Source organism: Pectobacterium atrosepticum (genome assembly GCF_000740965.1).
Lineage (GTDB): Bacteria > Pseudomonadota > Gammaproteobacteria > Enterobacterales > Enterobacteriaceae > Pectobacterium > Pectobacterium atrosepticum.
Genome location: NZ_CP009125.1, coordinates 4,499,606 through 4,514,751 on the forward strand (window position 1 = coordinate 4,499,606; position 15,146 = coordinate 4,514,751).

Here is a 15,146-nt window from a genome sequence, read left to right on the forward strand (position 1 = left end):
CCTCTGAAGCGCTAACGCGCTACTTCCCTTCGTGCCAATCGCTTCAGAACCGAGATACGCGGAGCGACCACGGGGCGAGGTTTCCCTACAGGAACCTCATCCCCGTTAACCAATGTCGTAACAATCCGCATTTTGTTTCTCAGATCACACATTTCATACGAAATCCCACTTGCCGTAATTTACGTGATCAACTGAACGCTTTTTCTGCCGATATTAAAGATATTCTTATCTATCAATTTTTAAATGCGGGAGTCGCTGATGTATCCCGAAAACGCGAAGGATAGCTATAATACCTTGTCATTACTTGCATCGATTACGATAGCAAGCTCCCTCCGTTATGCCTTCATAGCATGTCAAAAAATTAAGGATGTTTATGAATATGCTGAACAGAATCAAACTCGGCAAGATGCTGGGTATGGGATTTTCTCTGGTTATCATCATCAGTCTGATGGTGGCATTCTTCGGACGGCTCCAACTGGTTGGGCTGGGTAACGACATCGACCGGCTTTCCGGCACTACGTTAGCCAATATGTTATTGATTCAGGATGTTAAAGCCGGTTTTGACGCTAATGCCCGCCTGATCCGCAACATTGCGATCAGCACCGACCCTGCGCAAATCAAGCAGGAAAAGCAGTTCGTCGATGAGCAAATCGCTCGCAATACCGCCAACCTGAAAAAACTGGGGCAACAGCTGGATACCGAAGGAACCAGCGCGCTGTTGAAACAGTTTCAAGACACCCGCCCGCCGTACCTTACCGCCTTTTTGAAAGCCATGGAGCTGGTGCAATCCACCGATCCACAACTGCGTCTGCAGGGTAACGCCATTATTCTTAATGAGATGCAACCTGCGCAAAACGCACTGTTCAAAGTGCTGGACGCGATGATGGCCTCGCAACAGCAGGATACTAACGAGATTGTCAGCCACGCACAGCATGGCGCGCAATCCGGCAGCGTCATCATGCTGGTTCTCTCCCTTGCCGCCACCGCGATGGCCGCCGTCGTGGCATGGCTGATTACCCGCACGTTGAAAAATCAACTGGGTGGTGAACCACTTTATGCGACCCACATTGCCCGGCTGGTGGCCGATGGCGATCTGGCTGTCGACATCGACATCAAGCCAAACGACCACAGCAGTCTGTTAGCCACCATGCATCACATGAATAATAACCTGGGCGATATCGTCGAGCAGGTACGGCAGAGCAGCGAAGCTATTGCTTCAGGCTCTAGCCAAATCGAGGCAGGCAGCGAAAATCTCAGCCAACGCACGGAAGAGCAAGCCGCCAGCTTGCAGCAAACCGCCGCGTCTATGGAGCAGATGAGTCAGGCAATTCGTCAGAATGCAGATACGGTACGCAACGCCACCCGTCTCGCCAGCCAAACCAGCGAAACGGCAACGAAAGGCGGCGAGGCGCTCGGAGACATGGTCATTACGATGAAAGAGATCTCCACCAGTTCGCACAAAATCCGAGACATCATTAGCGTCATTGATGGCATCGCTTTTCAGACCAATATACTGGCGCTGAATGCGGCGGTCGAAGCCGCTCGCGCTGGCGAGCAGGGTCGCGGCTTCGCCGTGGTAGCAGGGGAAGTTCGTTCACTGGCACAGCGCTCCGCCTCCGCCGCCAAAGAGATCGCGGTCCTGATCAACACCAGCGTCGAGAAAGTAGAAGCAGGGAATCGCCTGGTCGAAGACACTGGCAGCACCATTGATGAGCTGGTACGTCAGGCGCGCAGCGTGGCGGATTTAATCAGCGAGATTGGGACGACAACGCAGGAGCAGGAATCCGGCATTTCGCAAATTCATGATGCAGTGAACCAGCTTGATCAGGTCACCCAGCAGAACGCGACGCTAGTGGAAGAGTCCGCCAATGCGGCAACCAGCCTGCGCGAACAGTCATCCCATCTGGTAACACTGATGAACCATTTCCACCTGCGTGGCACGCCAGCAGCCCGCCCAGCGCCGATGGCGAAGAAAGCGCAAACGGCCCGCTTAGCGCTTGCTCCAGTCGGCAACACGCAGGATAACTGGGAAAAATTCTAACGTATTTCCTCTGCCCCCTGATGCCACAGCATAGGCATCAGGGGGTAATCGTATTAGTCCTTCATTTGAGAAACATTATTCCTTCTGAGAAACGTTATCCCTTCTGAGAAACATAGTCCCGCTGCGGCTGCCCGGTATAAATTTGCCGTGGGCGATAGATGCTGATTTCCTGCTGTTTGTGCATTTCATCCCAATGCGCAATCCAGCCAATCGTCCTACCGACGGTAGAGATGACGGTAAACATTGATGACGGCAGCCCCATCGCTTTCAGAATGACGGAGGTATAGAAATCAACACTGGGATAGAGTTTATTCTCCAGAAAATAGGCATCGGTCATGGCGATATGTTCCAGCTCCATCGCCACTTGCAACAGGCTGTCCTCCATGCCTAATTCGTTGAGCACCTCGTAACAGGTTTTACGCAGAATCGCCGCGCGTGGATCGAAATGCTGGTAGACAGAGTTACCAAACCCCATCAGACGGAATGAATCACAGCGGTCTTTCGCACGCCGTACAAATTCAGGAACGCGGTCGACCGTTTTAATCTCTTCCAGCATGCGCATGCAGGCTTCATTCGCCCCACCGTGCAACGGCCCCCACATCGACGCCAGCCCAGCCGCAATACAGGCAAACGGGTTCGCGCCGGAAGAACCAGACGCTCTGACCGCCATGGTAGACGGGCATTGACCATGATCGGCATGCAGAATCAGGATGCGGTTCATCGCCCGTTCCAACACCGGATTAACTTCATACTTCTCTGCCGGAATCGAAAACAGCATGTGCAGGAAGTTGCCGGTATAGGAGAGAGAATTTCGGGGATACACAGACGGCTGTTCGACGGAGTATTTGTAGCACATCGCCGCCAGCGTCGGCATTTTCGACAGCAGCCGTACCGCCGCCAGCTCGCGGTGTTCCGCGTTATTGATATCCAAGACATCGTGATAGAACGCGGCCAGCGCCCCGACCACCGCGCACATCAGCGCCATTGGGTGGGAATCGCGACGAAAGCCGCTGAACATCCGGGTAATCTGCTCATGAACCAGCGTATGTCGGGTAATGTTGTCAGCAAATTTCGCATACGCCTCCGGTGAAGGCGCGTCGCTGTGCAGCAGAATGTAACAAACCTCAGTAAAGTCGCACTGCTCGGCAAGCTGTTCGACAGGGAAGCCCCGATGCAGCAACACGCTATTCGCTGCATCAATGTAGGTAATCGCCGACTCACACCCTGCCGTGTTAGCAAAACCGGGGTCATAGCTGCATAGCCCATGTTCGCCGAGTGGGCGAATATCCACAGCCGTTTTCCCCAGTACGCCGGAACGCATTTCCAGCGCAATACTCGCCTGCCCTTCTGCCGTCAACGTGGACGTTCTGACTGTCATGAACCTTTCTCCTGCCCGAATAATGATGTTGTCCCGTCAGCTCTCACAGGCTTTGGATAGGTAATCCCGTGCTACACGCCCAGATTAAAACGACACTCAATTTATAAAGAAACAAGCCAACGTATTTCATACGCTAAAATCGTGGGTGGGTTGCAAGAATCTGACGGAATATTGATTTAGATAAAGATTGTTGCGCAGAATAGCATCGTTATCGCACTCGCTTTCCAGACGGCAGCGGCTGGCATTTTGCACGCTCAATCCGTATAACTGTCCTCACTGGTTTACTCCACGACTTATTTATTCCACTACTTATTTACTCCACTAACTTGATGACGACTGATATCAGACCTATGAATGATTCATTAAGCCAACTTATCGCCCGCGAATTGCAGGCGCGCACGGAGCAGGTAGACGCCGCTGTTCGCCTGCTGGACGAAGGAAATACCGTCCCTTTTATCTCCCGTTACCGTAAAGAAGTGACCGGCGGGCTGGATGACACCCAATTGCGCCAGCTCGAAACACGTCTCGGTTACCTGCGTGAGCTGGAAGATCGGCGCCAGACTATTCTGAAATCCATCGACGAGCAGGGGAAGTTAACCGCACAGCTCGCCACCGCGATTAACGGCACGCTGAGCAAAACCGAGCTGGAAGATCTCTACCTGCCGTATAAACCTAAGCGCCGGACTCGCGGACAAATCGCGATTGAAGCTGGTCTGGAACCGCTGGCTAACGGCTTGTGGCAAGACCCAAGTCAGGAGCCGGAGCTGACGGCACAGGCTTATGTCGATGCCGAGAAAGGCGTGGCAGACGTGAAGGCCGCGCTGGACGGCGCACGTTACATCCTGATGGAACGCTTTGCCGAAGACGCAACACTACTGGCAAAAGTGCGTCATTATCTGTGGAAAAACGCGCATCTGGTTTCCCGCGTCGTAGAAGGGAAAGAAGAAGAAGGTGCAAAGTTCCGCGACTATTTCGATCATCACGAACCGATTACTCTGGTCCCTTCACACCGCGCTCTGGCGATGTTCCGTGGACGCAATGAAGGCGTGCTGCAACTGGTATTGAATGCCGATCCGCAGCACGAAGAAGCACCGCGTGAGAGCTACTGCGAACAGATTATTATCGACCATCTGAATCTGCGGCTAGGCAATGCGGCAGCAGATAGCTGGCGACGCGCCGTCATTAGCTGGACGTGGCGCATCAAGGTGTTGCTGCACCTTGAAACCGAACTGATGGGCAGCGTGCGTGAAAAGGCCGAGGACGAAGCGATCAACGTCTTCGCCCGCAATATGCACGACCTGCTGATGGCCGCCCCTGCGGGCATGCGCGCCACCATGGGTCTCGATCCGGGTCTGCGTACAGGTGTAAAAGTCGCGGTGGTCGATGCCACCGGCAAGCTGGTCGCGACCGATACCATTTATCCGCATACCGGTCAGGCAGCGAAAGCCGCTCCGATTGTGGCCGCACTGTGCCTCAAATATCAGGTTGAGCTGGTGGCGATTGGCAACGGGACTGCCTCGCGTGAAACCGAGCGTTTCTTCCTCGACACACAGAAACAGTTCCCAGATATCAACGCGCAGAAAGTGATCGTCAGTGAAGCGGGCGCATCGGTGTACTCTGCATCGGAACTGGCGGCGCTGGAATTCCCCGATCTGGATGTGTCACTGCGCGGCGCGGTATCTATCGCCCGTCGTTTGCAGGATCCGCTGGCGGAATTGGTGAAGATCGATCCGAAGTCCATCGGTGTTGGCCAGTACCAGCATGACGTGAGCCAGAGCCAGCTCGCGAAGAAACTGGATGCGGTGGTCGAGGACTGCGTAAACGCCGTCGGCGTTGACCTGAATACCGCGTCCGTAGCGCTGTTAACACGTGTTGCAGGGCTGACGCGCATGATGGCGCAGAATATCGTGACCTGGCGCGATGAGAATGGTCGTTTCCACAACCGCGAACAACTTCTGAAAGTCAGCCGTCTGGGGCCAAAAGCCTTTGAACAGTGCGCGGGATTCCTGCGTATCAATCACGGCAATAACCCACTGGATGCCTCTACCGTTCACCCAGAAGCCTATCCGATTGTGGAACGTATTCTGGCCGCGACCGAACAGGCGTTGCAGGAGCTAATGGGGAATCCAACTGCGCTGCGTAACCTGAAGCCATCGGATTTCACCGATGAACGTTTCGGCGTGCCGACGGTGACTGACATCATCAAAGAGCTGGAAAAACCGGGTCGCGATCCGCGTCCTGAATTCAAAACGGCTAGCTTCGCCGATGGCGTAGAAACCTTAAAAGATCTGCTACCGGGCATGGTTCTGGAAGGTGCGGTCACCAACGTCACCAACTTTGGTGCGTTTGTGGATATCGGCGTCCATCAGGACGGCTTGGTTCACATTTCATCACTGGCCGATCATTTCGTCGACGATCCACATAAAGTGGTGAAAGCTGGCGACATCGTAAAAGTGAAAGTGATGGAAGTCGATTTGCAACGTAAGCGCATCGCGCTGACTATGCGGCTTGATGAACAGCCGGGCGACACCGCATCACGCCGTGGCGGTGGTAATACACGTGCGGATAACACGACTTCGCTGCGTCAGCCAGCCGGTAAATCACGCCCACGTCCGGCCAGCGCACCAACCTCAGGCAATAGCGCAATGGGCGATGCTCTGGCCGCCGCCCTTAAAAAACGTTAATTACCGTTCTGTTATTATTTAAAAGATCCCTGACCTTGTGAAAACGAGATCAGGGATCTTTCCTGCCAAAATACCGCTATTTTGTTTCCCTAATAAAACTATGTTTCATTTATATTGAAATATTCAACCTATTTGCGATTAATTTGTGATCTGTATCTAGGTAAATAAATTACCGTTGCGTTATTATTGTTCTATATAGGAAACCCTAGTTTTACATATAGAACAATCATGAATATATTCCAACAACTCGAACACAGTAAAGCGCCAGCAGCAGTCCGTTTAGTGATGGTTATTGACTACATCGCCAAACGTGACGAAGCCAGCTTCACTGAGATTTGTACTGATTTGTCTATACCCAAAAGCAGCGTGCATCATCTATTGGAAGTGCTGGTGGTAACGCAACTGTTACGCCAGCGCGCTGATGGGCGTTATGTTTTGGGGCTGAGACTGTTTGAGTTGGGTGGTCTGGTAATAAAGAATATTGATCTGCGTAAAGACACCATTAACTTTATGCACGAGCTGGTCAAAGAGACGGAGTTAACCTGCCATCTGGGTATTATGGACGGCGATAACGGTTTCTTTCTGAGTAAAGTAGAATCTCCCAAGGCCATCGTAAAAACATCCTGGGAAGGTAAGAAAATTGTATTTAACCGTATGTCTCTGGGAAAAGTGCTTGTGGCTTGGCTACCGCAGGAAAGAATTGAATCACTGATTGCTGATTGCAGCTTTGAGTATTTGACACCCCGGACGATTACCAACAAAGACGATTTTCTACAGCACCTGAAAACCGTCAAGGAACAGGGCTGGGCAATAGACGATGGCGAAGATATAGAAGAAATCTGCTGCATGGCCGCGCCGATTTTTAACCAGAATGGTGACGTCATTGCTGCTATCGGCGTTAACGGTATGCAATCGCAATATGCTAACGGAAAAAAAGAGAAGCATCTGGCAAGCCTGATTAAAACCAGCAAAGCTATCACAGCTCATATTAACAGTCGGAATATTGATATTAGATAATAAATTTATCCTAAATAGCCATAGTGAACGCCAATTCATAATTAATTGAAATTCACTATAGCTATAGTCATGAAAATATCAGCGTGACGGATACGTCACGACATAATTACCTGTAAAAGCTAGCTAAGCATTACGGGAAGGCTTCCCATCACCTAAATATATTACAAAATGCATAAACATTACGGTGACGAAAAATATTAACGATCAACTTTATAATGAGGACGACCATCTTCAATAATTAATAAAACCGGGTAATAACACTTTGATTATTATCCCCCTCTATACCCCAAATAATTCGAGTTTCAGGAAGGCGGCAAGGGAAGGAATCCCGATGAGCTTACTCAGGTAAGTGATTCGGGTGAGTGAACGCAGCCAACGTACATGCAACTTGAAGTATTACCGGTATATTTATTTATTATACAAATAATCCACCTGTCTTTATTGACGGCGGGCTGAACATATTTCTATTTTTACAATGAGAACTGTTATGAAAATCAAACAAGCTATTGATAAAATCCCTGGGGGATTAATGCTGGTTCCGCTCTTTTTGGGCGCGTTCTGTAATACCTTTACGCCGGGGGCTGGGAAATTTTTAGGTTCTTTCAGTAACGGTCTTATTACTGGCACGATCCCTATTCTGGCAGTCTGGTTTTTCTGCATGGGCGCGTCCATTGAACTTAAAGCGACGGGTTCGATGCTGAAAAAATCAGGCGTTCTGGTGGTGACCAAACTCGCCACGGCATGGGTTGTTGCAATGATTGCGGGCGCATTCTTACCGGGAGACGGTATCCAAAACGGCTTGCTGGCTGGGATCTCCGTTCTTGCGCTGGTCGCGGCAATGGACATGACTAACGGTGGTTTGTACGCCGCATTGATGAACCAATACGGTTCGAAAGAAGAAGCGGGTGCCTTCGTGCTGATGTCTCTGGAATCCGGCCCGTTGATGACCATGGTCATTCTGGGTGCCAGCGGTATCGCCACCTTTGAACCTCAGTTATTTGTCGGTGCCGTACTGCCTTTCCTGATTGGTTTTACGCTGGGCAACCTTGACCCAGACTTGAGAAAGCTGTTCGGTAATTCAGTACAAACGCTGATCCCTTTCTTCGCCTTTGCATTGGGCAACACCATTAATTTATCGGTGATCCTCCAAACGGGCTTCGCAGGGATTTTCCTCGGCGTATTGGTCATTATTGTTACCGGTATTCCATTGATTCTCGCCGATAAGTTTATCGGCGGCGGTAATGGAACCGCGGGCATAGCCGCATCCAGCAGCGCGGGTGCCGCCGTTGCCACTCCCCTTCTGATCGCGAATATGGCGCCAGAGTTCGCTCCGGTTGCTCAACAGGCGACAGCGTTAGTCGCCACCAGCGTCATTGTGACGTCAGTATTGGTGCCCATCATTACGGCATTATGGGCAAAACGCTTTTCACCTAAACACGCATAAAAGGTAACAGAATGGACGTACGACAGAGTGTACACAGTGAGCATGCGAAAACGCTTGATACCACCGAGCTGAGAAAGAAATTTCTCATTGAGAAAATCTTCACGCCAAACCACTACACCATGACTTACAGCCACATCGACCGAATTGTTGTGGGTGGGATCATGCCGATAGATGGCGAGATAACGTTTGATGACGGCATCGGCAAACAATTTGGCGTGAACTATTTTCTTGAGCGGCGCGAACTGGGGCTGATCAATATCGGCGGCCCGGCAAAAATCGTTATCGACGGCACAAGCTATCAGGTTGGCAACGAGGAAGCGCTCTATATCGGGAAAGGAGCCAAGGCTTTAGCATTTAGTAGTCTGGACAAGGCAAAACCAGCAAAACTGTATTACAACAGCGCACCGGCTCATGCCGTTTACCCGACACGCATCATCACACAGGATGACGCCATCAAAGCACCGTTGGGAGACGTCACGACCTGCAACAAAAGGACGATTTGCAAATATCTGGTGCCGGAAGTGGTGGAAACCTGCCAGTTGAGCATGGGGTTAACGCGTCTGGAGGAAGGCAGCAACTGGAATTCAATGCCGACGCATACTCATGAACGCAGAATGGAAGTTTACTTCTATTTTGATATGGCGGAAGACACCATTGTTTTCCATATGATGGGCGAGCCGCATGAAACGCGTCATCTGGTGATGCATAACGAACAGGCTGTGATTTCCCCAAGCTGGTCGATTCACACCGGCGTCGGCACCAAAAACTACGCCTTCATTTGGGGCATGATCGGCGAAAACCTGACGTTTGACGATATGGATCATATCGCGATGTTGGATTTACGCTAATCCTCTCTAGCGCTACGCCAAGAGAGTAAGATGCAGCAGGGTGAACCACGTTCACCCTGCTTCTTTATGTTGCGCCAGCAATCTCGTGATGTAGTCATCCTGTTCTACCGGCACGGAGTCGTCCTGTCATTTGGCAGCACCGCTCATTCCACGTCGATGCCACAGCCCTCACCATTGCGGTGCAATATAGCCGCCAACGCCCCACGCCGTGCACCAAACCAAAGACTATCCGCAATTAATTAGCTGACTAACAGATAAGTTAACATTGGTATAGAAGTTGCTTTTGTTCTTGTATTCCCATACCAAAAAACAAGGACCTGCAAATGCAACTCTCATTTATCGCCCGCACCATCACCGCCGCTTGCCTGATGCTGTCGTCTCATGCGCTGCTAGCCGATGACGCCAAACCTGGCGTCACTATCTACGCTACCGGCGGCACCATTGCTGGAAAGGCAGAATCCAATACGGCCACGACAGGTTATAAGGCGGGCGCTATCGGCATCCAGGAACTGTTGAACGCCGTTCCGGCTATTGGCGATGTCGCTACGGTGACAGGCGAGCAAATCGCCAATACCGCCAGCGGAAATATCGATCAAGCGATTCTGTTAAAGCTATCCAAAGCGATTAACAAACAGCTAGGCGATTCAAATACGCACGGCGTCGTCATTACTCACGGCACCGATACGTTGGAAGAGACCGCGTTCTTTTTGGATCTGACGGTAAAAAGCGAGAAACCAGTGGTTGTCGTCGGCGCAATGCGTCCCGCCACCGCCATCAGCGCGGATGGTCCTATGAACCTGCTGGAAGCCGTCACGCTGGCAACCAGTAAGAACGCGGAAAAACGCGGCGCGCTGGTGTTGCTGAACGATCGCATCGGCTCCGCATTCTACACCACCAAAACCAATGCCACGGCGCTGGACACGTTCAAAGCCAATGAACAAGGCTATCTGGGCGCATTCTACGGCGGCGTTCCGCGCTTCTTTTATCAGCCTGCTGCCCCCGAAAACAAACCGTTCTTTGACGTAAGCAATAAGGACACGCTGGCGAAGGTCGACATTCTCTACGGCTATCAGGATCAAGACAGTGGTCTGCTGAATGCCGCCATTGAACAGGGCGCAAAAGGCATCATTATCGCGGGTAGCGGTAACGGTGCGACGCCCACGCGTATCAAAGAAGACATCAAGAAAGCGGTAGCCAAAGGCATTCCGGTGGTGATCAGTACGCGCACCGGCAGCGGCTATGTTACCGATAAGAAGAAAGACGGTGCGATCGGCAGCGGATTCTACAACCCACAAAAAGCACGCATTCTGCTTTCGCTAGCGCTGTCTAACGGCGACGACATCGAGAAAATCCGTACCTATTTCGAGCAGTAAGAGCGGGGTAAGCCGGAATAATAAGGTATCCCGCAGTGTCAGTCTGTCGAGATACCTTTCCAACGCAACGTATTATTTTCACTATGGATGCAAGCGTGCCCATCATTTCCGACGGCGCACGCCGTTATTCTCCGCTACGCACTTATTCCCCACGCAGTGCCGTTGCCGGAGACTGACGATAGGACAGCATGGCCGGAATCGTGAGGACGACAGCGGCCACCAGCAACAGGAGCAGAACGAAGTGGATGTCTTCCCATTCCAGCGTCACCGGCAGGACAAAGCCGCTTTTCTCGCTCATCACTACGGCAATAGCCTGTGCAGCAAGGTAGCCCAGACCGACACCCACTAGCACGCCGACACTCACCAGCGACATCAACCCACTCCAAATCAACGTGAAAATGCCGTAGCGCGGTGCGCCAAATGCACGGAGTGCGCCAATCTGTTTCTGCCGCTGCCGCAGATGGATAACCGCCACCATCGCGACGGCTACGCCCACTAATCCCTCCGTCCCCAGCGAGATATAGGTCAGCAGTTCGCGAATATCGCCCAGCATCGAGTACAGCTTCACCAACACTTCACCGGGGAACACTGCCAGCGTTGTGTTGCTGCGATATAGAGAACGCAGTTGATAAGCGCCAGCGATCGTTTTCGGTTTCACGACAATCGCAGGCAGTCCCGCCTGATGTTTGTGCTCATGTGCTTCCACATCACTATGATCGTCGTGATGCTCATCGTCGTGATCATGTGCTCCTTGCTCACTCGCATCATGGTCGTGTTCATCATGATGTGCATCTTCTGCATCATGCGGTGGATGGATCCCATGCACCCGCCACACGGCATTTACCGGCACCAGAATCGCTTTATCCCACGCGCTGCCGTCGGCAGGCAACACACCGACCACGGTGTAGATGACATCATCGTGCGCGTGCGCGCCTTCCGTTCCTATCTGACCATGAATAGGGCTAAATTTACTCCCCACAGTCAGCCCCGTTTGCGCGCCGACCACAGCCTCAAAGTCGTCGTTGAACATGCGTCCGGCAGTGAGTTGTCGCTTGCCGTTATCCGTGACCAGCGGCGGCGTGGTGCCGATAATCGGCATCCCCTGATAGAAATCACCAAATGCGACTGGTGCCGCCCATGCCACCAGCGGGTTTTTCTCTAAATCAGTCAGCACCTGCGCAGGAATCAAGGTCAACGCAGACGGTTGCAGGAACACGGACGACAGCACCAGTTGTGTTTCGCTTCCCGGCGCACCAATCACCAGATCGAAACGATCGGCCGCTTTGGCACTGCCCATGCGTAGCGCTCTTTCCTGCAAACTCACGGAAATACTTAATGCTGTCGCCATCGCGATCAGCAATACCACAACCAGCACACCCGGCCATAGCCGACGCCAGTCTACCCAGATAAGACGCCATGGAATCATGCAGGATCCTCCTGATACAGCGTGTCCGCCACGAGGCGTCCTTTTTCGAGTTGAATACAGCGCGACATCTGTGATGCCAAATGCGCATCGTGCGTAATGGCGATAAGCGTTGCACGGCTCTCTCGCGCCAGCGTCACCAGCAGGTCAGCGATCTGCTCACCGCTCTGCGCGTCCAAACTGGCTGTCGGTTCATCGGCAACGATGATGTCTGGATTGCTCAGCAAGGCTCTCGCGACAGCAACCCGCTGCTTCTCACCGCGTGATAACACCTCAACCGGGCGTTTTCCCGTATCCAGTCCGACCTGTGCCAGCAAATCTACCGCCCGCTGCCTGAGCGATGCAGGTATCCGCCAGTGGTGAAACTGCGCAGGCAGTAAGACGTTCTCTATTGCATTCAGACCGGGAAAAAGGTGGAAATCCTGCATCACCAGCCCAATGTGCTGCGCCCGCCAGCGGTCGCGTTCTGCTTCTTTCAACTGCCAGATATCCTGCTTTTCCCACTGCACTTGACCCGTTCCGCTGTGATCCATGCCAGTTATGGCATTCACCAGCGTGGTCTTACCGGAACCGGAAGGCCCCATCACAGCGACCCGTTCGCCAGAACGAATCGACAACGCGGGAATATCCAGCACGGCCTCTGACGTATCAGGAAAGGTCACACTCAGGTGTTGAATCAATAACTCAGCCATCAGCGCTCCTAAAGGGTATCGAACGTGGCTTCACGCAGTCGCAGCAGGCTGACGAAACCCGTTTCAGGATCGGTCCACGATCCATGCTCCAGCACACCTTCCACCTCAATCATGGTGTTGTTCTGTACGAAGGTCTGACGTTTGGCGAGATAGACGACGACAATATCTTCGGGCCAGTCCGCATCAGACGAGCAGAAGGGACATAGCGCCATCGGCATTTTAGTTAATACAAAGAATTGTGACTCCGCCTTGAGCGGCGGCGCCATAAAGCCGTGCATCTTTACCCGTTTACCGGAGAGCGCTTTGACGTCATTGGAGAATTCCAGACCCAGCACGCCGTAAGAGGCATACAGCTTATCGAAGGAGAGTTCAGACTGCGCAGCGTTCACCGGAGCGATACCACCGAGGAGCAGAAGCACCAGCACCGCACGCAGCCAAGAGAATAAAAGCGGGGTTGCCCCCGCTTTGCTACATTTCGCATTATTCATAGCGTCGTAGGGTTACTTTTTGTCTTGCGGTTTCACCGCCAGTGCATCAACAATCACGCGGAACAGATCGGTGTTTTCCATGTAACCACGAATGCGTTCTGCACCGGGGCCACTCGCCTGAATCACCATATCGTCAACGGCATGAACACCTGTATCGGAAGAGCGTGGCAGGATCCCTTCACGGAATACCGCACCCGGCACTTTCTCGTAGGCTTTGTTAGCAACGTATTCATCTTTTTCGTTCTTGATAGCAGGAACGAACTGACCATCCAGCTTCGGACGGAACGTTTCGTAATAGTCTGGGTAGTTGTTGAAGAACACCGCCAGACGCTTGGAGACGTTCAAATCATCCGGGTAGCCGTCTTTGTTGGCGTCTTTGTAGTTCGGATAGCCTGCGTCTTCATACACACCGACTTTCTCACGCATCTCGGTGCCCGGCTTGCTGTCATCTATCGTACCGATGATAGACAGACCGTGCGTATGGTCACCCGTGACGATAATCATCGTATCTGGGTTTTTCTCCACGAACTTTTTAGCGATCGCGACAGACTGATCCAGCATGATGGTGTTAGTAAACGCACGTTCCCAATCCAGCGGGTGAGATGCTTTGTCGATCAGCGCGGATTCCACCATCAGGAAGAAGCCGTCTTGGTTTTTGGACAGCACATCCAGCGCCGCCTGCGTCATTTCAGTCAGGTCAGGCTGGTTGGGGAATTTCTTGGCTACGTCGTTTTTCAGGAAACGACGATCCATCACACCATCCATATTGCCGGTGTGGAACAGCCCCAGCAGCTTGGTGGCCTGTGACGCGTTTTTCTTCAGTGAATCCGCATCGGTAACCAGTGAGTAACCCGCCTGCTGGAATTTCTCAACGTAGTTGGTTTCGTCTTTACGCTTTGAACCCGGCGTGCTTTTCGGCAGGAAGTAGGCAGAACCGCCGCCTAACATGACCGTAGGCTGCACGTTGTAGAACATCTCGACAATTTCGGCTTTATCCGCACGGCGGCGAGTGTGGGAAACCACAGCGGCTGGCGTCGCATCCTGAAGTTCAGCATCGCTGACGACACCGACAGACATCTTGGTAGAACGCGTTAGCAGCTCACCCAGCGTTTCCTGCTTCGGGTGATCCAGTGAGCTTTTGCTACGGCTGACGTACACACCCAGCGCATTCACACCGGATTTGTGACCGGTCATGTAAGCACTCATGGTGTTGGCGCTGTCGGCCGCGATGGAGTCAGTACTGGAAGTACCGCCAAACGCCATATATTGCAGGTCATCAATCGCCAGACGACCGTCAGCTTTCCCTTCCGTCACCCCTTTGGACAGGATGCGCGCGCCAGTACGGTGCGCAACGGACAGGCCATCGCCGATGAACAGAATGACGTTCTTGGCTTTACGCGTACCAGACGCTGAATAGACGTCCCAGTTCACCTGGGTCTTTTTGCCTTTGGCTTCCGCCTCTACCACGTACTTGCCTGCTTCTGGCAGGTTTACGTCTCGCAGCCAGACAGTGGAAGCGTTGCCGCCATCTTCACGCTCAACAAACGAGGCTGTTTTGCCCAGCACCTGCTGGTAATCTTTGCCGTTGATCAGAATGCGAATATCTTCCGGCTTGAGTACTTCATCAAACTCGACTTTAAAATCGAATTTCCCGCCCGCCAGCATGGTGGCGCGGTCAATGGGATAAATGGCCTGAGCCTGGACCATTCCCGGCAGCGCAGCAGAAATCAGTAAAGGCAGTAACCAGCGAGCTTTCAT

11 protein-coding genes are annotated in these 15,146 nt (G+C 52.4%); 6 read left to right on the plus strand and 5 right to left on the minus strand.

Annotation, left to right across the window (positions count from 1 at the left end; genetic code table 11):
- The first annotated feature begins 373 nt into the window (after positions 1–373).
- Entirely contained in the window at positions 374–2,041 is a 1,668-nt protein-coding gene (locus GZ59_RS20050) for a methyl-accepting chemotaxis protein (protein ID WP_039294083.1), read from the plus strand.
- A 94-nt stretch (positions 2,042–2,135) separates the two neighbouring features.
- Here GZ59_RS20050 and GZ59_RS20055 read toward each other — a convergent pair whose 3' ends face one another.
- Positions 2,136–3,419 carry a citrate synthase gene (locus GZ59_RS20055; RefSeq protein ID WP_039294085.1) on the minus strand — a complete coding sequence of 428 codons (1,284 nt, stop codon included), beginning with the start codon at positions 3,417–3,419 and terminating at the stop codon, positions 2,136–2,138.
- Between the two features lie 350 nt (positions 3,420–3,769).
- Between GZ59_RS20055 and GZ59_RS20060 the strand changes: the two genes are divergently transcribed.
- The 5 genes from GZ59_RS20060 to GZ59_RS20080 all read left to right on the plus strand — a co-directional run bounded on the left by GZ59_RS20060 (position 3,770) and on the right by GZ59_RS20080 (position 10,785).
- The gene (locus GZ59_RS20060; protein WP_039294089.1) at positions 3,770–6,103 is read left to right on the plus strand and encodes a Tex family protein; all 2,334 of its coding nucleotides are present in this window, start codon (positions 3,770–3,772) and stop codon (positions 6,101–6,103) included.
- Positions 6,104–6,331: 228 nt separating this feature from the next.
- On the plus strand, positions 6,332–7,120 hold the full coding sequence (locus tag GZ59_RS20065; protein ID WP_011095595.1) for an IclR family transcriptional regulator: 789 nt from the start codon (positions 6,332–6,334) through the stop codon (positions 7,118–7,120).
- Between the two features lie 487 nt (positions 7,121–7,607).
- The gene (gene kdgT, locus GZ59_RS20070) at positions 7,608–8,564 is read left to right on the plus strand and encodes a 2-keto-3-deoxygluconate transporter (protein WP_011095596.1); all 957 of its coding nucleotides are present in this window, start codon (positions 7,608–7,610) and stop codon (positions 8,562–8,564) included.
- Positions 8,565–8,575: 11 nt separating this feature from the next.
- The gene (kduI, locus tag GZ59_RS20075; protein WP_011095597.1) at positions 8,576–9,412 is read left to right on the plus strand and encodes a 5-dehydro-4-deoxy-D-glucuronate isomerase; all 837 of its coding nucleotides are present in this window, start codon (positions 8,576–8,578) and stop codon (positions 9,410–9,412) included.
- A 323-nt stretch (positions 9,413–9,735) separates the two neighbouring features.
- A complete protein-coding gene (locus tag GZ59_RS20080; protein ID WP_011095598.1) occupies positions 9,736–10,785 on the plus strand; it encodes an asparaginase in 1,050 nt (349 codons plus the stop codon).
- 142 nt (positions 10,786–10,927) lie between these two features.
- Here the strand turns inward: GZ59_RS20080 and GZ59_RS20085 are convergent, their stop codons facing one another.
- The 4 genes from GZ59_RS20085 to GZ59_RS20100 are packed head-to-tail and all read right to left on the minus strand — an operon-like array spanning position 10,928 to position 15,146.
- Complete coding sequence (locus GZ59_RS20085; protein WP_011095599.1) at positions 10,928–12,211, minus strand: FtsX-like permease family protein; 1,284 nt, start codon at positions 12,209–12,211, stop codon at positions 10,928–10,930.
- Positions 12,208–12,900, minus strand: a complete 693-nt coding sequence (locus tag GZ59_RS20090; RefSeq protein WP_011095600.1) for an ABC transporter ATP-binding protein — start codon at positions 12,898–12,900, stop codon at positions 12,208–12,210. The genes GZ59_RS20085 and GZ59_RS20090 overlap by 4 nt, the downstream gene beginning before the upstream one ends.
- 8 nt (positions 12,901–12,908) lie before the next feature.
- Positions 12,909–13,388, minus strand: a complete 480-nt coding sequence (locus tag GZ59_RS20095) for a hypothetical protein (protein ID WP_011095601.1) — start codon at positions 13,386–13,388, stop codon at positions 12,909–12,911.
- Between the two features lie 12 nt (positions 13,389–13,400).
- Positions 13,401–15,146 (minus strand): alkaline phosphatase, encoded by a 1,746-nt coding sequence (locus GZ59_RS20100; RefSeq protein WP_011095602.1) that lies wholly within the window; start codon positions 15,144–15,146, stop codon positions 13,401–13,403.